The organism is Pseudomonas sp. 3JA, from assembly GCF_036961705.1.
GTDB classification, from domain to species: Bacteria; Pseudomonadota; Gammaproteobacteria; order Pseudomonadales; family Pseudomonadaceae; genus Aquipseudomonas; species Aquipseudomonas fluorescens_Q.
Window position 1 is genome coordinate 67,526 of sequence record NZ_JBAMDJ010000026.1, and the last position, 20,277, is coordinate 87,802.

Below are 20,277 nucleotides of genomic sequence, written 5' to 3' on the forward strand. Positions count from 1 at the left end.
GGTAAGTAAAGATGGTACAGGTGAGAGCACACCAGCCGATCAACACCGACGGCAGTATCAATCTCGAGGCTTGGCTCGATCATGCGGTCAGCGTCGACATGGCTCTGGATCGCGAAGCCTTGAAGGCCGCCTGCGAGTTCGCTCGTGAGGCGGAGCAGCAACATAACGCAGCGAAGAACCTGTGGTCCGAAGGCACCTCGAGTTTCCAGACGGGCCTGGAGATCGCCGAAATTCTTGCTGACCTCAAGCTCGACCAGGACTCCCTGGTGGCGGCGGTGTTGTACCGCGGCGTGCGCGAAGGCCAGATCCAGCTACCGGTGGTCAGCCAGCGCTTCGGCACGGTGGTCGCCAAGCTGATCGATGGCGTGCTGCGCATGGCCGCCATCAGCGCCAGCCTCAGCCCTCGCCAGTCCATGGTGCTGGGCACCCAGGGCCAGGTGGAAAACCTGCGCAAGATGCTGGTGGCGATGGTTGACGACGTGCGCGTCGCGCTGATCAAGCTGGCCGAACGTACCTGCGCCATCCGCGCCGTGAAGTCTGCCGATGACGAAAAACGCAATCGCGTCGCCCGGGAGGTGTTCGACATCTATGCCCCCCTGGCCCACCGTCTCGGCATCGGTCACATCAAGTGGGAGCTGGAGGACCTGTCCTTCCGCTACCTGGAGCCGGATCAATACAAACAGATCGCCAAGCTGTTGCATGAGCGGCGCCTGGATCGCGAGCGTTTCATCACCGATGTGATGACCCAGTTGCGCGAAGAGTTGCAGGCCACCGGCGTGGTAGCCGACATCAGTGGCCGGGCCAAGCACATCTACTCGATCTGGCGAAAAATGCAGCGCAAGGGCCTGGAATTCAGCCAGATCTACGACGTTCGCGCCGTTCGCGTCCTGGTCCCGGAAATGCGCGACTGCTACACCGCGCTGGGGATCGTCCATACCTTGTGGCGGCACATTCCGAAGGAGTTCGACGACTACATCGCCAACCCCAAGGAAAACGGTTATCGCTCGCTGCACACTGCAGTGATCGGCCCCGAGGGCAAGGTACTGGAAGTGCAGATTCGCACCCATGCGATGCACGAGGAGGCTGAGCTGGGGGTCTGTGCCCACTGGAAATACAAGGGCACCGACGTCAAGTCCGGCTCCAATCACTACGAAGAGAAAATCTCCTGGCTGCGTCAGGTCCTCGAATGGCATGAGGAACTGGGTGACATCGGCGGCCTGGCCGAACAGCTGCGGGTCGATATCGAGCCGGACCGGGTCTATATCTTCACCCCCGACGGCCACGCCATCGACCTGCCCAAGGGCGCGACGCCGCTGGACTTCGCCTACCGGGTCCACACCGAGATCGGCCACAACTGCCGTGGCGCCAAGATCAACGGGCGGATCGTGCCGCTCAACTACAGCCTGCAGACCGGTGAACAGGTCGAGATCATCACCAGCAAGCACGGTACGCCGAGCCGCGACTGGTTGAACCCGAACCTGGGCTACATCACCACGTCGCGGGCGCGGGCGAAAATCGTCCACTGGTTCAAGTTGCAGGCCCGCGACCAGAACGTCGCCGCTGGCAAGACCCTGCTCGAGCGCGAACTCGGTCGCCTGGGCCTGCCGCAGGTGGATTTCGACAAGCTGGCCGAAAAAGCCAACATGAAAACCGCCGAAGACATGTTCGCCGCCCTCGGTGCCGGCGATCTGCGCCTGGCGCAGTTGGTCAACCTGGCCCAGCAACTGGTGGAGCCGGAGCGGGGCAACGAGCAACTGGAGCTGATTCCGCGCAAGGCTACCGGCTACAAACCGGGCAAGCGCGGCGATATCCAGATCCAGGGCGTGGGCAACCTGATGACCCAGATGGCCGGCTGCTGCCAGCCATTGCCGGGGGATGCGATCGTCGGCTACATCACCCAGGGCCGTGGCGTGAGCATTCACCGCCAGGACTGTGCCTCGGTGCTGCAACTGGCCGGACGCGAACCGGAGCGGATCATCCAGGTCAGCTGGGGGCCGGTGCCGGTGCTCACCTACCCGGTGGATATCGTCATCCGCGCCTACGACCGCTCCGGCCTGCTGCGCGACGTGTCCCAGGTGTTGCTGAACGAGCGGATCAACGTGCTGGCGGTCAACACCCGTTCGAACAAGGAAGACAACACCGCGCTGATGTCGCTGACCATCGAGATCCCGGGGCTGGATGCGCTGGGGCGGTTGCTGGGGCGGATTTCCCAGTTGCCGAACATCATCGAGACTCGGCGTAACCGGACGCCAGGTTAAGCGCAGTCCAAACGTGTGGGAGCGAGCTTGCTCGCGATAGCGGTCCATCACTGACCGGCCGCCATCGCGAGCAAGCCCGCTCCCACAGGGTTATTTTGTGATGAGATGGATTGATGTATAGCCTCGAAGACCTGCTCCACCTGATGAACCGCCTGCGGGACCCGCAGTACGGCTGTCCGTGGGACATCCAGCAAACCTACGCGACCATCGTTCCTCATACGCTTGAAGAAGCCTACGAAGTGGCCGATGCCATCGAGCGCGGCGATTTCGATCATTTGCAGGGCGAGTTGGGCGACCTGTTGTTCCAAGTGGTGTATTACAGCCAGTTGGCCCGGGAAGAGAACCGCTTCGAATTTGCCGGCGTGGTCGACAGCATCACCCGCAAGCTGATCCGCCGTCATCCCCATGTGTTTCCTACCGGGGACCTGTATGCGCCTGTGGATATCCCGCGCCTGAGCGAAGAGCAGGTCAAGCAGCGCTGGGAAGAGATCAAGGCAGAGGAGAGGGCCGAGAAAGCCGCGGCGCCCGAACAGTTGTCGTTGCTCGACGATGTGCCAACGGCCTTGCCGGCGTTGTCCCGTTCGGCGAAGCTGCAAAAGCGTGCGGCGCAGGTCGGTTTCGACTGGCCAGGCCCGTTGCCGGTGCTCGACAAGGTCCGGGAGGAGTTGGACGAAGTCCTCGAAGCCATGGCCGACAATGATCCGGTTGCCATCAGTGACGAGATCGGCGACCTGCTGTTCAGCGTGGTGAACCTGGCTCGCCACCTCAAGGTCGACCCGGAAACCGCCTTGCGTGGCGCCAACGGGAAGTTCGAACGACGGTTCCGATTTATCGAACAGGCATTGCGCGACACCCACCGTCCCATGGAAGATTGCACCCTCGAAGAGTTGGACGCCTTGTGGGGCGAAGCCAAACGTCAGGAAAAGAATTTGCCCAGCTGTGGCTGAGGCCGTTGCCTAAGTGAGTAAGCACCATGAGCCTTTCCCTTCGCGACCAGTTGCTCAAAGCAGGGCTGGTCAACCAAAAGCAGGCCAAGCAGGTCGGCAAAGAGAAACAGAAGCAGCAACGCCTGGCCCATAAAGGCCAGATCGAACTGGATGATTCCCAGCAGCGTGCGGCCCAGGAGGCCATGGCCGAGAAGGTCAAGCGCGACCAGGAACTCAACCGGCAGCAGCAGGAAAAGGTCGAGCAGAAGGCCCGGGCCGCGCAGATCAAGCAATTGATCGAAGTCTCGCGCCTGCCGAAGCTGACCACCGAGGATTACTACAACTTCGTCGACGACAAGAAGGTCAAGCGCATCTCGGTCAACACCCTGATGCGCAACAAGCTGAGCAGCGGCTCGTTGGCGATCGTCCACCATGCCGGCGGTTACGAAGTGATCCCGCGCGAGGCGGCTCTGAAGATCCAGGAACGCGATCCCAAGCGCATCGTCCAGCTCAACACCCAGACCGAAGAAGTGGATGCCGATGATCCGTACGCGGCGTATCAGATTCCGGATGATTTGATGTGGTAAAGCCGGCAACCTGAAAAAACGACCCGTGGCGAGGGAGCTTGCTCCCGCTTGAGTGCGAAGCGCTCACAAGAAAGAGCTGCTACGCAGCCCAGCGGGAGCAAGCTCCCTCGCCACAGGGTCCCCGTGTCGTTCAGGATTCCGCCATTTCTCGCGAGCGCAGCCGTTCCTCGCGCTCCAGCTCAGCCTTGTAGCTATGGGCATCCGTCTCCGAGTGGAACATCCCCACCAGCAAATCCTGTTGATGCACATCCCAGATCCGGATACCGGCGGCAATGCCTTCGTGGGACATATGGGCGTCGTCGCGTTCAGTTACTTTCACAGTCATCTTGCAAGCTCCAATCTCTGTTATCTGCAGCAAGGCGTGTGCAGGACTTTGTTATAGATTTGGATAGCGTGCTAAGTAAATGCCCCGGTTCGTTAAGAAGTTTTCATGGAAAGCGCAATAATCCTGCAGGCCAGGTGGTGCGCGGCGTTCGGTCGCAGGTGTTTTTCATGAAGAAGATTTCATGTCGCAATCCTCCATGAATACAAATCCTGTGGGAGCTTGAAATCCAGGCAATAAAAAGCCCCGCATGGCGGGGCTTCCTGGTGTTTGCGTCGATCAGCTGCCTTTCACAGCCTTGCCGTTGACCGTACCGTCCAGGAGCATGATGTTGTACTCCTTGCCGTCGGTCTCGACCTGTTGCAGGCGGACCAGCAGGTAGTCCCAGTCCTTGGCGAACCAGAGCACGGTGATGCGTTTGCTTTGCGTCGGGTCGCGCACGCGCTCGACCTTGATCGCGTCGATCTGGCCGGCCTTGGTGTCGACTTTTTCCGAGCCCAGCACGCGGAAGTCATAAGTATCGATCTCGCCATCATCGACGACCTGATAGCTCATGCTTTTCTTGCCGGCCGCCACGTCGTGCTGTAGGGCCAGTTGATAGGTGGATTTATCGACCATGCCACGGTTGAGCGGCAGCTTGACCGCGTCGCCGCGATCGGTGCCGGTGACCATCTTGGTGTTCCAATCGAAGTCCAGGTCGGCCTTCTTGGCTTTGCCCAGGCCACCGCGTTCGAAGTGGTAGGACTGTGGCAGCAGCGTGTCCTTGTCCAGGGTCAGGGTGCTTTCTTCGGTCAGGCTGGCGATCATCATCGAAGCCTTGAAGCTCAGCTTCCAGGTGCCGTTGGCTTCCTTGGTCAGGCTGCGCTCGGCGGTGCCGCTCATGGGCAGCTGTTTCCAGTCGGCGGTGTAGCTGGCGGAGAACGGTTGTAGTTCCGCAGCCTGTGCCAGGGGCAGGGCAAGCAGAGCGCAAGCGAAGAGCAGGGCGCGACGCATAAAATCTCCTAGTATCGAATCAAATGGCCGCTGGCGGCGAGCAACTGGCCGTCCAGTGAGGCTCCGCGATCGTCGAGGGTCAGCCTTCCTTCGGCAAACCAACGCACGGCCATCGGGTAGATCTGGTGCTCGCGGGCGTGAACCCGTTGCGCCAGGCTGTGCGGCGTGTCGTGCAACTCTACCGGTATTACTGCCTGTACGACCAGTGGTCCGCCATCGAGTTCCTCGGTGACAAAGTGCACCGAGCAGCCATGCTCCGTGTCTCCGGCCTCCAGCGCCCGCTGATGAGTGTGTAACCCTTTGTATTTGGGTAGCAGCGAAGGATGGATATTGAACAGGCGGCCCTGGTAGTGACGCACGAAGCCGGCGCTGAGGATGCGCATGAAGCCAGCGAGGACCACCAGTTGCGGATTGAAGGTGTCGATCTGTTCGATCAACGCGGCGTCGAAGGCTTCGCGGCCCTCGAACGCCTTGTGATCCAGGACGCGGGTGTCGATCCCCGCGTCCTTGGCGCGTTGCAGGCCATAGGCATCGGCGCGGTTGGAGATTACCGCGCGGATACGGACCGGGCTGTCGCCGGTCCGGGTGCTGTCGATCAGGGCCTGCAAATTACTGCCGGTGCCGGACAGCAGCACCACCACGTCACAGGTTGCGGACATCAATGCGCCTTAAGGTTTTTCAGCTCGACCTGTGCAGCGCCTTCGGCCGCGGTAGCGATCTGGCCGATGACCCAAGGCTGCTCGCCAGCTTCACGCAATACTTTCAGGGCGGTCTCGACGTGCTCCTGGGCCACGCAGATGACCATGCCCACGCCGCAGTTCAGCACGCGGTGCATTTCGGTTTCATCGACATTGCCTTTCTCTTGCAGCCAGTCGAACACCGCCGGGCGGGTCCAGCTCGCCACGTCGACCACGGCCTGGGCGCCTTTTGGCAACACGCGCGGGATGTTGTCCAGCAAGCCACCACCGGTGATGTGGGCCATGGCCTTGACGGCGCCGGTGTCCTTGATCAGCTTGAGCAGCGGCTTGACGTAGATGCGAGTCGGGGCCATCAGCAGGTCGGCCAGTGGCTTGCCGTCGAGCTGGGTGTTTTCGATGTCGGCACCCGAGACTTCGATGATCTTGCGGATCAGCGAGTAGCCGTTGGAGTGCGGGCCGGAGGACGGCAGGGCGAGCAGGGCATCGCCAGCGGCGACTTTCGAGCCGTCGATGATCTCGGCTTTCTCTACCACGCCGACGCAGAAGCCGGCCAGGTCGTAGTCTTCGCCTTCGTACATGCCAGGCATTTCAGCGGTTTCGCCACCGACCAGGGAGCAGCCGGACAGTTCACAGCCGGCACCGATGCCGGTCACCACCTGAGCGGCGGTATCGACGTTCAGTTTGCCGGTGGCGTAGTAGTCGAGGAAGAACAGCGGCTCGGCGCCGCAGACCACCAGGTCGTTCACGCACATGGCCACCAGGTCGATGCCGATGCTGTCGTGCTTGTTCAGGTTCAGGGCCAGGCGCAGCTTGGTGCCGACACCGTCGGTGCCCGAGACCAGGACCGGTTGCTTGTAGCCGGCCGGGATCTCGCAGAGGGCGCCGAAACCGCCCAGGCCGCCCATGACTTCCGGACGCGCAGTGCGCTTGGCGACGCTCTTGATGCGTTCGACCAATGCTTCACCGGCGTCGATGTCTACACCGGCGTCCTTGTAGCTCAGGGAGGGTTGCTTGCTCATGATCCAGGCCTTTAGGGGGGATTTCTGGGTAACGACCGACGCCGGGGCCATTGAATAACCGTTGTACGAATTATTCCGGGAGCCCAGCCATTGCCGGTCTGCGAAGGCGCGCGATTTTATCAGGCTTGAGGGGCAGCGGCCATCCTCGCGCCGACGGGCAGGGACATATCCACGGAAAAAAACCGATATTTCTTATATTGGTACTGCGTAGCGCGTCTGTATAAGGTGTAGCGGTAACCGGCTATGGTGATGACCGTGCGAAACTTCCATCGGGCGTGTGAATGTTTTGCCGGGTGTTGTGGTCACAGCCATGCTCAATCTTCTTCACACGGCCTGTTCCAGCCGTTATGTCCGGGAATCTTCCATGCGTTTGTTCAAATTCTTGTCTATGGGCTGCCTGGCGCTGATCAGCCTGGCGAGCCATGCCGAAACCGTCAATGGCCTGTATCAAGTGCTCGAACCGGTCAGCAGCCAGACCCCGGAAGAGCGTAACCAGGCGACTCTGCGTGCGCTGGACACGTTGGTGCTGCGCCTGACCGGCGACGCCAAGGCTGCTCAGAATCCTGGCCTGGCGGCGATCCGCAAGGACCCGCAACAGATCATTCTTCAATATGGCTACGACGCCGGCCCGCCGGAAAGCCTCAAGGTGGACTTCGACCCGGCGAGTACCGACCGGGCATTGCGCTCGGCAGGCTTGTCACTGTGGAGTGCGAACCGGCCATCGATCCTGGGTTGGTGGCTGAACGACTCAGCCGAGGGCTCCAGCCTGGTGGGCGATGGCCAGGCCAGCGCCACGCCATTGCGGCGTGCCGCCCAGCATCGGGGGCTGGCGTTGCACCTGCCGCTGGCGGACTTGAGCGAGCAGATCGTTGCCACCGCACCAAACCTGGAAGGCAGCGACCCGGCGCCTTTGCGCGATGCCTCGGAGCGCTACGCGACAGACGCCTTGCTGGCGGTCCACGCCAAGGAGGAGGGCGGGCAGTGGAATGGGGCCTGGCGCCTGTGGCTGGGCGATCAGCGTGAGCAGGGTACGGCCCAGGGCGCCGATCCGGCCGCATTGGCTGACGCGGTGATGTTGGCGGTGAACCAGCGCCTGGCGCCGCGCTTCGTCGCCAAGCCGGGCGTGGCGACTGAACAGTTGCTGGAGGTGCAGGGCATGAACCTTGAGCGGTATGCGGCGCTTGGGCGTTTGCTCGAACCATTTGGTGGGCAGTTGCAGCAGGTCGAGGGTGATCGGATCGTCTATCGAGTCAATGGCAGCGCCGAGCAGTTGAAGGCGCAACTGGCCCTGGCGAAACTTCAGGAAGTTCCGCCCGGCGAGGCCGTCGCGCCAGCGCCAGTGGCGCCTCCCGCCGCCGATGGCTCGGTCCCGGTTGCAGCACCTGTGCCGGCGCCGGCAGCCAATCTGCGGTTCCGCTGGTAGGTTTTCTTTCTTTATATAGCTAGGAGTGGTTCATGGGCGATACGCGGCGTTGGTTCTGGTTGGGTGGGGTTGCCCTGCTGTTCGCCCTTATCTATTTGCTGCATCCGATCCTGACGCCGTTCCTGGTCGCGCTGCTGTTGGCCTATCTGTTCGATCCGGTGGTGGATCGCCTGGAAAAACTCGGCCTGTCGCGCACATGGGGCGTGGTGGCGGTATTTGCGCTGTTCACACTGATTGTGAGCGCCCTGTTGCTGGTGCTGATACCGATGCTCGCCAAGCAACTGTTGCGCCTGTACGAATTGGCGCCGCAGATGCTCGATTGGTTGCAGCACAGCGCGGTGCCGTGGGTGCAATCGAAGCTAGGGCTGGCGGACGGTTTCTGGAAGTTCGACAAGGTCAAGGCGGCTATCAGTGAGCACATGGGCCAGACCACCGACATCGTTGGCGTGGTGTTGAGCCAGGCCACGGCCTCGGGCCTGGCGTTGATCGGCTGGCTGGCGAACCTGGTGTTGATTCCGGTGGTGGCCTTCTATCTGCTGCGGGATTGGGATCTGATGATGGCGAAGATTCGTAGCCTGCTGCCGCGTCACCGTGAAGAACGCATCATGACCTTGACCTTCGAATGCCACGAAGTGCTGGGGGCGTTCGTGCGCGGGCAACTGCTGGTGATGGTGGCCCTGGGTTTCATCTATGCCGCAGGGCTGATGCTGGTAGGACTGGAGCTGGGCCTGTTGATCGGCCTCATCGCCGGCCTGGCCGCCATCGTGCCGTACATGGGGTTTGTGATTGGTATTGGCGCGGCATTGATCGCCGGATTGTTCCAGTTCGGCGGCGACCTGTACCCGATGCTGGGCATCGTCGCGGTGTTCATGGTCGGTCAGGCGCTGGAGGGCATGGTGCTGACGCCGCTGCTGGTGGGCGATCGTATTGGCCTGCATCCGGTAGCGGTGATCTTCGCGATCCTGGCTGGGGGAGAGTTGTTCGGCTTCACCGGGATTCTGTTGGCGCTGCCGATGGCGGCGGTGATCATGGTGCTGGTGCGCCATATGCATGATTTGTACAAGGATTCGGACATTTATAGCGGCGCTGAAGACCCCGACCTGTAGGGCAAATCGTTGGCGGAGCGTCAGGGAAACCGACGCTCTGTCCTCTTTCCGCTGCAAACCTTTGATTTTGCTCGTGGTCCGGCGCATTGTGCGGTCCGTGTCACGGGTATAAACTTTGCGAACTTTACACAGAGGCCACTAACGGTTCCTTTGGAACTGTTCAGTCAGCATGAAACCGATTCAGCTGCCCCTAGGTGTGCGTCTGCGTGATGACGCCACCTTTATCAATTACTACCCAGGCGCCAATGCCGCTGCACTCGGCTATGTCGAGCGGCTTTGCGAAGCCGACGCCGGCTGGACCGAAAGCCTGATCTACCTGTGGGGCAAGGACGGGGTAGGGCGCACGCATCTGTTGCAGGCCGCGTGCCTGCGGTTCGAACAATTGGGCGAACCTGCGGTGTACCTGCCGTTGGCCGAATTGCTTGACCGCGGTGTTGAGATCCTCGACAACCTTGAGCAGTACGAACTGGTCTGCCTGGACGATCTCCAGGCCGTGGCCGGCAAGGCTGATTGGGAAGAGGCGCTGTTTCATCTGTTCAATCGGTTGCGCGACAGCGGTCGGCGCTTGTTGATCGCCGCGTCGACGTCGCCACGGGAGCTGCCGGTGAAGCTGGCGGACCTCAAGTCCCGTCTCACCCTGGCGCTGATTTTCCAGATGCGTCCGCTTTCCGACGAAGACAAACTTCGTGCCTTGCAGCTGCGCGCGTCCCGGCGTGGCCTGCACCTGACCGACGAAGTCGGGCATTTCATCCTCACCCGTGGCACCCGCAGCATGAGCGCGTTGTTCGAACTGCTCGAACGCCTCGACCAGGCCTCGCTTCAGGCCCAGCGCAAGCTGACCATTCCTTTTTTGAAAGAAACTTTGGGCTGGTAAAGCTGTCGCCCGATGATGGCTTAAAGCCTCTTCTGGACCCGGTGAAGCCCGCGGTTTTACTGGGCTGTAGGGCTGTAACCCGCTCAGGTCGGGCTTAAGCGCTTAGATGTAAGCGTAAAACCGAGAAGTCACATTTGCATCGATTGAATTTGCAAATGAGGTTGATAGAAGGCATAGTCTCGCCATCTTTACTACTTCAGCCACGGTCGTGCCCATGCTAAATCGCTTCGCACCCCTCGTGCCTCTCGCACTCGTTACCCTGTTGTTTGGTTGCGCTGCCCACTCCCCAGTGTCCCAGCAAGAGCAACAACCACAGGTCAAGAACTCCGTTACCGCCCAGTCTTCCTCCGTTGCGTTCCAGGAAGAAATGGCCTCCGACAAAGAGCTCGCAGCCTTCGCCGGCAGCAAGCCTTACCAGCTTCCAGTATTGGCTGACAGCATCCTGGAACGTGGGATGTCGTTGATCGGTACCCGCTACCGTTTTGGCGGCACCTCTGAAGCTGGCTTCGATTGCAGCGGTTTCATCGGTTATCTGTTCCGCGAAGAGGCCGGCATGAACCTGCCGCGCTCCACCCGCGAAATGATCAACGTGAACGCCCCACTGGTGGCTCGCAACCAACTGGAGCCCGGTGACCTGCTGTTCTTCAGCACCAACGGTCGTCGCGGTCGCGTCAGCCACGCCGGTATCTACCTGGGCGACAACCAGTTCATCCATTCCAGCAGCCGCCGCAGCGGTGGCGTGCGGATCGACAGCCTGGGCGACAGCTACTGGAGCAAGACCTTCATCGAAGCCAAGCGCGCCCTCGCCATGGCGCCGACTGTGGTCACTGCCCGCAAGTAAGCACACAGTTTGTAAGGCAAACTTAAAGTCTTACTTGAAGTTTGTCGTATAGCCGCTAGAATCCTGATCATTGTTTGATGGCAATCCGCCTGCGTACTCCGCAGGCGGATTTGTTTTCATGCCCACGGCAGAAAAGCCGCATCCAGATCAGGATTGTTCTGCATATGTCGACGTCGGCCCGCCTCGCTCTCATGTTCCTCGCCGCGCTGCTCAGCGCCTGCGCCAGCCGCACTCCACCGCCAGCTCCCGTGCGGGCTCCGGTGGTCTTTGCCCCCTCACAAACCTTTTCCCCGGCTGCCGAAGATGTGCTGTTCCGGGCATTGGGTTTGGTGGGGACGCCGTATCGCTGGGGCGGTAATACGCCGGATTCGGGTTTCGATTGCAGCGGCTTGATTGGTTACGTCTACCGCGATGCGGCGGGTATTTCCCTGCCACGTTCCACGCGGGAAATGATCGGCATGCGCGCCCCGGATGTGGGCAAGGAGGCGTTGCAGACAGGTGATTTGATTTTCTTCGCCACCAACGGCGGCTCCCAGGTCAGCCATGCCGGGATCTATGTGGGGGAGGGCCGTTTCGTCCATGCACCGGCCACCGGTGGCACGGTCAAGCTCGACAGCTTGTCCAAGGCCTATTGGCAGAAGGCTTACCTGGGTGCCAAGCGGGTGCTGCAGTCGGAACATCTGGCGCGTAATCCCTGACCCTTCAACGTTTGCAGTGCTAGAAAGCTTTTGTGGCGAGGGAGCTTGCTCCCGCTCGGTTGCGCAGCAACCGCCAGAAGCAGGGGCTGCTTCGCAGCCCAGCGGGAGCAAGCTCCCTCGCCACGGGTGTTCACCATGTCCTCGGACCAAACAGGGTTCTTTCACAAGTCTTGGGTGGTGGGTTATTTACCCGACACCCGCCAAACCTTGTTCCCAACATCATCAGCCACCAGCAACCCACCCTGTTGATCGATCACCACGCCCACCGGCCGGCCCTGGGCTTTTTCGTCGGCGTTCAGGAAACCGGTGAGCACATCCACGGGTTGTCCCACGGGCTTGCCGCCAGTGAACGGTACAAAAATCACTTTATAACCACTGTGGGGCTTACGGTTCCAGGACCCGTGCTGCCCGATGAACGCCCCTTCGGTGAAGGGTGCAGGTAAGCGGCTGCCTTCGGCGAAGGTCAGGCCTAGCGATGCGGTGTGAGGGCCGACGGCGTAATCCGGGGCGATGGCCTTGGCCACCAGGGCCGGATTCTGCGGTTCGACCCGCACATCGACGTGCTGCCCATAGTAGCTGTAGGGCCAGCCATAGAACGCGCCGTCCTTGACCGAAGTGATGTAGTCCGGCACCAGGTCGCTGCCGATTTCATCCCGCTCGTTCACGGCCGTCCACAGGGCACCGCTGCGGGGTTCCCAGGCCAGGCCGTTGGGGTTGCGCAGGCCCGAGGCAAATATGCGGTGATTGCCGCTGGCTCGGTCCACTTCCCAGATGGCGGCGCGACCTTCTTCGGCCTCCATGCCGTTTTCCGCGACGTTGCTGTTCGAACCGGTGGTGACGTACAGCTTGCTGCCGTCCCGGCTGGCGATGACGTTTTTGGTCCAGTGATGATTGAGCGTGCCGCCCGGCAAATCGACGACCTTGGTCGGTTGCGCCTTGATCTGCGTGTCACCGTCCTTATAGGGGAAGCGGATCAGCCGGTCGGTGTCGGCCACGTACAGGTCATTGCCCACCAGGGTCATGCCGAACGGCGAGTTGAGATTTTCCAGGAACACCGTGCGGGTTTCGGCGACGCCGTCATGATTGGCGTCGCGCAGCAGCGTGATGCGATTGGGGCTAGGCACGCCGGCACCGGCGCGGCCCATGACCTTTTTCATCACCCAGCCGCGGATGCCCTTGGAATCGTCCGGTTTGGGTGGGGCGTTGGTTTCGGCCACCAGCACATCGCCATTGGGCAACACATAGAGCCAGCGCGGATGGTCTAGCCCTTCGGCGAAGGCGACCACTTGCAGGCCTGGGGCCGGGGTGGGTTTGGCGCCGCTGGCCCAGCCGACCGCTTCGGCGATGTTGACGGTAGGCACCAGGGTCTTGTTCGGTTCAGGCAGTTTCGGCGCAGGACCGGTGCCGTCGGACACTTGCAGGGTGGACGACTCGCCACAAGCGACAAGCCCGGCGGCAAGGGCGACGATCAGGAGATGGGGTGGCTTGAGCATGCTGGCTTCCCTATGAATGCATGGAGTTATTCATAGAGAAGCGTAGACGCGCGATGGTTCAACCGGTCAGCCGTGGGCCTGTTTGAACAGCACGGCGATGCCGGGGTGATAGAAGCCGGCTTCATTGCGCAACTTGCGGTAGGCGTAGGGGAAGTACCAGGCCACGGCGCAGGTGTTTTCCTTTTGCAGGTCGTCGATCATGTCCTGCAGTTCTTCGGGCGTGGCGCTCTGCTGGGCTTTTTGCGGCGAGACGAACAGGCAACCCAGCTTCAGGTCGCTGGCATAGCTGATACGCTTGGCATCGCTGGCGGCTTCCTGCAGCGGCTGGGTCAGGTTCAGGTTGCTGACCTTGGGCCAGCGTTGGGTGGCCTGGATAAAGGCGCGCTCCTCGGTACTGGCGATAAACAGATCGGCGCTGACATTGCGTTCGCCTTCTTCATTCTGTTTGCGGGTCGGGGCATCCTGCAGCGTGACCATCTCGGCCATCCACGCCGCGGCCGACAGCAGGCCCAGGTTGGCCCGTTCATCGAACCAGTAAGGCGTGTCGTTATCGCCGCGCACGGCGTTGTAGCGGTCGATACAGTCAAACCAACGTTCCAGCACCGGACGCAGGAATTCCAGTTTTGGATTGCTGATGATCATGCCTTGCATACATTGCCCTCTTGTTCTTGTGATATCGGGTCGTGATGCCGCTTTGATATCACTTCCCTCAGCGTGACACAAGATTGACGTCATTCCATTGATCCCGGCCAATAAACAGCGCTGGACCCGTGGCGGCTTTAATTGACGCTCCACCCCCAACCCTCTAACCTTCGCCGCTTGTTTCAGGTGCTCTGTGGCCGTGGCCGACAGAGTGAAACAGGGAAGCCGGTGAGTGCACACGAACCCGGCGCTGCCCCCGCAACGGTAAATGAGTCAAGGTTGCCTACAGGCCACTGTGTCCATGGACATGGGAAGGCGCGCAGCCCGGCATCACGCCGCTCATGAGCCCGGAGACCGGCCTGATTCATCCAACGGCATCACGGTGGGCGATGCCAGGCTTGTTGCCGTCTTTTTTTGTGCCCGCCCGCCGTTATCCAAGCCCAACGGAGAGCTCCCCCATGACCGACACCCCGGATCGCGACGAACGCCACCTGGCGCGCATGCTGCGCAAGAAAGCCGTGATCGACGAGCGCATCGCCAATTCGCCGAACGAGTGTGGCCTGCTGCTGGTGCTGACCGGCAACGGCAAGGGCAAGAGCAGTTCGGCGTTCGGCATGCTCGCCCGGGCCATGGGCCACGGCATGCAGTGTGGTGTGGTGCAGTTCATCAAGGGGCGCAACAGCACGGGCGAAGAATTGTTTTTCCGCCGCTTCCCGGAGCAGGTGCGTTTTCATGTCATGGGCGAAGGCTTCACCTGGGAAACCCAGGACCGCCAGCGCGACATCGCCGCCGCCGAAGCGGCCTGGGCGGTATCGCGCCAGTTGCTCGGCGATCCTTCCGTTGGCCTGGTGGTGCTCGATGAACTCAACATCGCCCTCAAGCACGGTTACCTCGACCTCGATCAGGTGCTCAGCGATCTCCAGGCCCGCCCGCCGATGCAACACGTGGTGGTGACCGGTCGTGGCGCCAAGCCGGAAATGATCGAGCTGGCCGACACCGTCACCGAGATGGGCATGGTCAAGCACGCGTTCCAGGCCGGCATCAAGGCGCAGAAAGGCGTCGAGCTGTGAGTGACACGTCCATGACGAGTCGCCATTGCCCGGCGGTGCTGATCGCCGCTCCGGCTTCGGGGCAAGGCAAGACCACCGTCACCGCCGCCCTGGCCCGTTTGCATCGCAACCAGGGGCGCAAGGTGCGCGTCTTCAAGTGTGGCCCGGACTTTCTCGATCCGATGATCCTCGAGCGCGCCAGCGGCGCGCCGGTCTATCAGTTGGACATGTGGATGGTCGGCGAGCAGGAGAGTCGTCGGTTGTTGTGGGAAGCCGCCGCCGAAGCGGACCTGATCCTGATCGAAGGGGTGATGGGGTTGTTCGACGGCACCCCGTCCAGCGCCGACCTGGCCCGGCATTTTGGTGTGCCAGTGCTGGCGGTGATCGATGGCACGGCCATGGCCCAGACCTTTGGCGCCCTGGCCTTGGGCCTGGCGCGTTATCAAGCGGACTTGCCATTCGCCGGGGTCTTGGCCAACCGCGTTGGCACCTTGCGCCACGCGCAGTTGCTCGAAGGCAGCCTGACCGAAGGCTTGCGCTGGTACGGCGCGCTGTCCCGGGAAACCGGCATCGAGTTGCCCAGCCGTCATCTCGGGCTGGTCCAGGCCAGCGAGTTGAACGACCTCGACCTGCGCCTCGACGCGGCAGCCGAGGCCTTGGCCGGCAGTTGCGAAGTGGCGCTGCCGCCAGCGGTGGAGTTTGCCGCGCCTGAGGTGATCACCGTTGAGCCGTGGCTCGCCGGGGTGCGCATCGCCGTGGCCCGGGACGAAGCGTTTGCCTTCACCTATGGCGCGAGCCTCGATTTGCTGCGGGCCATGGGCGCGCAGTTGAGCTTCTTTTCGCCGATCCATGACACCGAACTGCCCGAGGCGGACAGCCTGTATCTGCCCGGCGGTTATCCAGAGCTGCACCACGTTGCGTTGGCCCGGAACACGCCGATGCTGGCGGCGATCCGTGCCCACCATGCAGCCGGCAAACCGTTGCTCGCCGAATGCGGCGGCATGTTGTATTTGCTGGACTCATTGACCGACGTTGAAGGCGTGTGCGCCGAACTACTGGGTTTGCTGGCGGGTGATGCGCAGATGCAAAAGCGTCTGGCGGCCCTGGCGCTGCAATCGGTGGACTTGCCGGAAGGCATCTTGCGTGGGCATACCTATCATCATTCGCTGACCAGCACCGAACTTGAACCGATTGCCCGTGGCCATAGCCCCAACGGCGGGCGTGGGGCAGAAGCGGTGTTCCGGCAGGGGCGGATGACGGCTTCCTATGTTCATTTTTATTTTCCGTCGAATCCGAGGGCGATTGCCGCGCTGTTTGCGCCTGACCTTGAGGCCGCGAAAAGGCCATGACCGACAACGCTTTCTCCCAGGTCGAACGCGACGCAATCTACCGCGCCATCGCCGAGCGCCGTGACATGCGCCACTTCAGCGGCGGCACGGTCGAACCGGCCTTGCTGCGCCGGCTGCTGGAAGCCGCGCACCAGGCGCCCAGCGTCGGCCTGATGCAACCCTGGCGGTTCATCCGCATCAGCGACCGTGCCTTGCGCGGGAACATCCAGCAGTTGGTGGAAGAAGAACGCATCCGCACCGCCGAGGCCCTCGGCGAGCGCAGCGATGAATTCATGAAGCTCAAGGTCGAAGGCATCAACGACTGCGCCGAAGTGCTGGTGGCGGCGCTGATGGACGACCGTGAGCGACACATCTTCGGCCGTCGGACCCTGCCGGAAATGGACCTGGCCTCGCTGTCCTGCGCGATCCAGAACCTGTGGCTGGCGGCCCGTGCCGAAGGGCTGGGGATGGGCTGGGTGTCGTTGTTCGAACCCCAGGCTTTGGCCGATATGCTGGGCCTGCCCGCCGGTGCCAAGCCGCTGGCGATCTTGTGCCTTGGGCCGGTCGAAGGTTTCTACCCGGCACCGATGCTCGCCCTGGAAGGCTGGGCGCAACCGCGTTCGCTGAATGAACTGCTCTATGAAAACCAGTGGGGCGTGCGCCCATGAGTGTGGCCTTGCTCACGGTCGCCGCGGTGGCGCTGGATGCGCTGCTGGGCGAGCCCCGGCGTTGGCATCCGCTGGTGGCGTTCGGCGGTTTTGCCTCGCGGATCGAACAACGTTTCAACTCCGGTGGGCGCGGTTGGCGCAGCCATGGGGTGACGGCGTGGATCATCGCCGTGGTGCCCTTGACCTTGCTCGCCACGGCCTTGTCTTGGGCGCCCATGGTTGGCTGGCTGGTGGAGATCCTCGCGCTGTACTGCGCCCTCGGCCTGCGCAGCCTCGGCGAACATGTCGAACCGGTGGCCCAGGCGCTGCGCAGTGGCGATCTGGACGAAGCGCGCCTGCGTGTCGGCTACCTGGTCAGCCGCGAAACCCGCGAGCTGGACGAAACCGCCGTGGCCCGCGCCGCCACCGAGTCGGTGCTGGAGAACGGCAGCGACGCGGTGTTCGCCGCGCTGTTCTGGTTCGCCGTGGCCGGCGCGCCCGGTGTGGTGTTGTACCGCCTGAGCAATACCCTCGATGCCATGTGGGGCTATCGCAACGAGCGTTTCGAGCGCTTCGGCTGGGCGGCGGCAAAGATTGACGATGTGCTCAACTACATTCCGGCGCGCCTGGTGGCGTTGACCTACGCGCTGCTCGGCAAGACCCGCCTGGCGCTCAAGTGCTGGCGCAGCCAGGGCCCGACCTGGGACAGCCCCAATGCCGGGCCGGTCATGGCCGCCGGTGCCGGTGCGCTGGGTGTGGAGTTGGGCGGGGCGGCGGTTTATCACGGTGAACTGCACCAACGTCCGCCGCTGGGCGAAGGCGTGCCGGCGAGCGCGGATTCCATTGATCGCGGCTGGCAATTGGTCCAGCGCGGCGTATGGTTATGGCTGCTGATTCTCTGCCTGGGAGCTGAGTTTTATGCTTGAGCACGGTGGACGCCTGCGTAACGCAGCCCGGCAATACGGCATCGCCGAGGCTGACTGGCTGGATTTGTCCAGCGGCCTGGCGCCTTGGCCGTTCGAGGTTCCGGCGATTCCCCTGCGGGCCTGGGCGCGCCTGCCGGAAACCGATGACGGCCTGGAACAGGCCGCCTGCGACTACTACGGTGCGTTGGATGTGTTGCCGGTGGCCGGTTCGCAAATGGCCATCCAGCTGTTGCCGCGCCTGCGCCGGGCCGGCAAGGTCGGTGTCTTGTCGCCGTGTTACGCCGAGCACGCCGAAGCCTGGCGCCGCAGCGGCTACATCGTGCGCGAAGTGCTGGAGTCGGAGGTGGATTTCTTTCTCGACAGCCTCGACGTGCTGGTGGTGGTCAATCCGAACAATCCCACGGGCCTGAGCCTTGTACCCGAGCGCTTGCTGGACTGGCATGCGCGCCTGGCCCAGCGCGGTGGCTGGCTGGTGGTGGATGAAGCCTTCATGGACGTCACGCCGGCGCTGAGTCTGGCGGCGCACACCCATCTGGTCGGGTTGATCGTGCTGCGCTCGTTTGGCAAGTTCTTTGGCCTGGCCGGGGTTCGCCTGGGGTTTGTACTGGCTGAGCGCCGCTTGCTCAAGTTGCTCGCCGAACAGGTCGGGCCGTGGGTGGTCAGCGGGCCGACCCGGGTGCTGGGGCAGGCGTGCTTGCTGGACACTGATGCCCACGCCTACCAGCGCCAACGTTGCGAAGCCACCAGCCAACGCCTGGCGCTGATGCTCGAACGCCACGGCTTCAAGCCGCAGGGCGGCTGCGGGTTGTTCCAATGGCTGGTCACCGAACACGCCCTGGGGCTTCATGATTTCATGGCCCATCGCGGCATTCTCCTGCGCTTGTTTACCAACACCAGCAGCCTGCGCTTCGGACTGCCAGCCGACGACAGCGAATTCCTGCGCCTCGAACAGGCCTTAGAGGCCTACACCAAGGACATTCGATGACCACTGTGATGGTGCAAGGCACCACGTCCGATGCCGGCAAAAGTACCTTGGTCACGGCTTTATGCCGCTGGGTCCGCCGCCAGGGTGTCAGCGTGGTGCCGTTCAAGCCGCAGAACATGGCGCTCAACAGCGCCGTGACCGCTGACGGCGGCGAAATCGGTCGCGCCCAGGCGGTGCAGGCCCAGGCCGCCGGCCTCGAACCGCATACCGACATGAACCCGGTGCTGCTCAAGCCCAACAGCGACACCGGCGCCCAGGTGATCATCCACGGTCGCGCCGTGACCACCATGAATGCCGTGGCCTATCACGATTACAAAGCCATCGCGATGCAAGCGGTGCTGGCTTCCCACGCGCGCTTGAGCGCGGCCTATCCGGTGGTAATGGTGGAGGGCGCCGGCTCGCCGGCGGAGATCAACCTGCGCGCTGGCGACATTGCCAACATGGGCTTTGCCGAGGCGGTGGATTGCCCGGTGCTGCTGATCGCCGATATCAATCGCGGCGGGGTGTTCGCCCATCTCGTCGGCACCCTGGCGTTGCTTTCACCCAGCGAGCAGGCGCGGGTCAAGGGTTTCGTCATCAATCGTTTTCGCGGCGACATCGCCTTGTTGCAACCGGGCCTGGATTGGCTGGAGGCGCGCACTGGCAAACCGGTGGTGGGCGTGTTGCCCTACGTGATGGACCTGCACCTGGAAGCCGAGGATGGTCTCGACCAGCGCCAGGCCAATAAGGCCGAGCAGGTGCTCAAAGTGCTGGTGCCGGTGCTGCCGCGCATCAGCAACCACACCGATTTCGATCCGTTGCGGTTGCACCCACAGGTCGACCTGCAATTCATCGGCCCCGGCCAACCTATCCCGCCGGCCGACCTGATCATCCTGCCCGGTTCGAAAAGCGTGCGCAGCGACCTGGCCTACCTGCGTGCCAACGGCTGGGAAAGCGCCCTCCAACGGCACCTGCGCTATGGCGGCAAGCTGCTGGGCATTTGCGGCGGCTTGCAGATGCTCGGCCAGCAGGTCCACGACCCGCTGGGGCTGGAAGGCGCGGCGGGCTCCAGTGCTGGCCTGGGTTTGCTGGATTTCGAAACGACGCTGGAACACGAGAAACAATTGCGCAATGTGCGCGGGCGATTGGCCTTGGAAGAGGCTGAAGTCAGCGGCTATGAGATTCACGCCGGGGTGACCACCGGCCCGGCACTGGAACACGCAGCGGTGCATCTGGAGGATGGCCGTTGCGACGGCGCCCAGAGCCTCGACGGGCAGGTTTTCGGCACCTATCTCCACGGGCTGTTCGAATCTCCCCAGGCCAGTAGCGCGTTGTTGCGCTGGGCTGGGTTGCCGGATGTGCAAACGGTGGATTACCACGGCTTGCGCGAACGGGACATCGAGCGGCTGGCGGATCTGGTGGAGCGGCATTTGGACACTGGGTTGTTGCGTGAACTCTGTGGGATTTGAGGCCGGCAGCAACA

General features: G+C 62.4%; 20 protein-coding genes and 1 riboswitch. Of the genes, 14 read left to right on the plus strand and 6 right to left on the minus strand.

Translation table 11 applies throughout. From position 1 onward, the window contains the following. Positions 1-11 precede the first annotated feature (11 nt). The 3 genes from relA (at position 12) to V7773_RS20060 (ending at position 3,771) form a co-directional block, all read left to right on the plus strand. A complete protein-coding gene (relA, locus tag V7773_RS20050) occupies positions 12-2,258 on the plus strand; it encodes a GTP diphosphokinase (RefSeq protein WP_003204671.1) in 2,247 nt (748 codons plus the stop codon). A gap of 113 nt (positions 2,259-2,371) precedes the next feature. Then, the gene (gene mazG, locus V7773_RS20055) at positions 2,372-3,205 is read left to right on the plus strand and encodes a nucleoside triphosphate pyrophosphohydrolase (protein WP_092462296.1); all 834 of its coding nucleotides are present in this window, start codon (positions 2,372-2,374) and stop codon (positions 3,203-3,205) included. Positions 3,206-3,231: 26 nt separating this feature from the next. Continuing rightward, positions 3,232-3,771 (plus strand): DUF2058 domain-containing protein, encoded by a 540-nt coding sequence (locus V7773_RS20060; RefSeq protein ID WP_053124301.1) that lies wholly within the window; start codon positions 3,232-3,234, stop codon positions 3,769-3,771. 130 nt (positions 3,772-3,901) lie between these two features. On the opposite strand, the gene V7773_RS20065 is transcribed toward V7773_RS20060, so the two are convergent. The 4 genes from V7773_RS20065 to purM form a co-directional block, all read right to left on the minus strand. Continuing rightward, positions 3,902-4,096, minus strand: a complete 195-nt coding sequence (locus tag V7773_RS20065) for a hypothetical protein (RefSeq protein ID WP_025215049.1) — start codon at positions 4,094-4,096, stop codon at positions 3,902-3,904. Between the two features lie 276 nt (positions 4,097-4,372). Further along, complete coding sequence (locus V7773_RS20070) at positions 4,373-5,086, minus strand: DUF3108 domain-containing protein (RefSeq protein WP_063324753.1); 714 nt, start codon at positions 5,084-5,086, stop codon at positions 4,373-4,375. Between the two features lie 8 nt (positions 5,087-5,094). Further along, a complete protein-coding gene (purN, locus tag V7773_RS20075; protein ID WP_092462294.1) occupies positions 5,095-5,745 on the minus strand; it encodes a phosphoribosylglycinamide formyltransferase in 651 nt (216 codons plus the stop codon). Beyond that, positions 5,745-6,803 (minus strand): phosphoribosylformylglycinamidine cyclo-ligase, encoded by a 1,059-nt coding sequence (gene purM / locus V7773_RS20080; RefSeq protein WP_135846751.1) that lies wholly within the window; start codon positions 6,801-6,803, stop codon positions 5,745-5,747. The genes purN and purM overlap by 1 nt, the downstream gene beginning before the upstream one ends. A gap of 364 nt (positions 6,804-7,167) precedes the next feature. Between purM and V7773_RS20085 the strand changes: the two genes are divergently transcribed. The 5 genes from V7773_RS20085 to V7773_RS20105 all read left to right on the plus strand — a co-directional run bounded on the left by V7773_RS20085 (position 7,168) and on the right by V7773_RS20105 (position 11,745). Further along, the gene (locus V7773_RS20085; protein ID WP_336074696.1) at positions 7,168-8,226 is read left to right on the plus strand and encodes a DUF2066 domain-containing protein; all 1,059 of its coding nucleotides are present in this window, start codon (positions 7,168-7,170) and stop codon (positions 8,224-8,226) included. Between the two features lie 32 nt (positions 8,227-8,258). Further along, positions 8,259-9,332, plus strand: coding sequence for an AI-2E family transporter (locus V7773_RS20090; RefSeq protein ID WP_063324755.1), 1,074 nt, complete (start codon positions 8,259-8,261; stop codon positions 9,330-9,332). A gap of 169 nt (positions 9,333-9,501) precedes the next feature. After that, a complete protein-coding gene (hda, locus tag V7773_RS20095; protein WP_003178999.1) occupies positions 9,502-10,206 on the plus strand; it encodes a DnaA regulatory inactivator Hda in 705 nt (234 codons plus the stop codon). Positions 10,207-10,420: 214 nt separating this feature from the next. Next, positions 10,421-11,047: a C40 family peptidase gene (locus V7773_RS20100; RefSeq protein ID WP_003204649.1), complete on the plus strand. Its 627-nt coding sequence runs from the start codon at positions 10,421-10,423 to the stop codon at positions 11,045-11,047. A gap of 164 nt (positions 11,048-11,211) precedes the next feature. Then, on the plus strand, positions 11,212-11,745 hold the full coding sequence (locus tag V7773_RS20105; protein WP_063324756.1) for a C40 family peptidase: 534 nt from the start codon (positions 11,212-11,214) through the stop codon (positions 11,743-11,745). A gap of 182 nt (positions 11,746-11,927) precedes the next feature. Here V7773_RS20105 and V7773_RS20110 read toward each other — a convergent pair whose 3' ends face one another. Beyond that, the gene (locus tag V7773_RS20110; RefSeq protein WP_063324757.1) at positions 11,928-13,238 is read right to left on the minus strand and encodes a PQQ-dependent sugar dehydrogenase; all 1,311 of its coding nucleotides are present in this window, start codon (positions 13,236-13,238) and stop codon (positions 11,928-11,930) included. A gap of 66 nt (positions 13,239-13,304) precedes the next feature. Then, the gene (locus tag V7773_RS20115; protein WP_092345556.1) at positions 13,305-13,889 is read right to left on the minus strand and encodes a hypothetical protein; all 585 of its coding nucleotides are present in this window, start codon (positions 13,887-13,889) and stop codon (positions 13,305-13,307) included. Between the two features lie 158 nt (positions 13,890-14,047). Then, a riboswitch (cobalamin riboswitch) is annotated at positions 14,048-14,257 on the plus strand. Between the two features lie 81 nt (positions 14,258-14,338). On the opposite strand from V7773_RS20115, the gene cobO reads away from it, so the two are divergent. Genes cobO through V7773_RS20145 form a run of 6 tightly spaced genes read left to right on the plus strand, consistent with a single transcriptional unit; the run spans position 14,339 to position 20,263 of the window. After that, positions 14,339-14,950 (plus strand): cob(I)yrinic acid a,c-diamide adenosyltransferase, encoded by a 612-nt coding sequence (gene cobO / locus V7773_RS20120; protein ID WP_072346504.1) that lies wholly within the window; start codon positions 14,339-14,341, stop codon positions 14,948-14,950. A gap of 11 nt (positions 14,951-14,961) precedes the next feature. After that, the gene (locus V7773_RS20125; protein ID WP_336074718.1) at positions 14,962-16,278 is read left to right on the plus strand and encodes a cobyrinate a,c-diamide synthase; all 1,317 of its coding nucleotides are present in this window, start codon (positions 14,962-14,964) and stop codon (positions 16,276-16,278) included. After that, positions 16,275-16,925, plus strand: a complete 651-nt coding sequence (bluB, locus tag V7773_RS20130; RefSeq protein ID WP_336074698.1) for a 5,6-dimethylbenzimidazole synthase — start codon at positions 16,275-16,277, stop codon at positions 16,923-16,925. The genes V7773_RS20125 and bluB overlap by 4 nt, the downstream gene beginning before the upstream one ends. Then, positions 16,922-17,830 carry an adenosylcobinamide-phosphate synthase CbiB gene (gene cbiB, locus V7773_RS20135; RefSeq protein ID WP_336074699.1) on the plus strand — a complete coding sequence of 303 codons (909 nt, stop codon included), beginning with the start codon at positions 16,922-16,924 and terminating at the stop codon, positions 17,828-17,830. The genes bluB and cbiB overlap by 4 nt, the downstream gene beginning before the upstream one ends. Further along, complete coding sequence (cobD, locus tag V7773_RS20140; RefSeq protein WP_336074700.1) at positions 17,823-18,815, plus strand: threonine-phosphate decarboxylase CobD; 993 nt, start codon at positions 17,823-17,825, stop codon at positions 18,813-18,815. Before cbiB ends, cobD begins: the two co-directional genes overlap by 8 nt. Then, positions 18,812-20,263, plus strand: coding sequence for a cobyric acid synthase (locus tag V7773_RS20145; protein ID WP_336074701.1), 1,452 nt, complete (start codon positions 18,812-18,814; stop codon positions 20,261-20,263). The genes cobD and V7773_RS20145 overlap by 4 nt, the downstream gene beginning before the upstream one ends. The last annotated feature ends 14 nt before the right edge of the window (positions 20,264-20,277 follow it).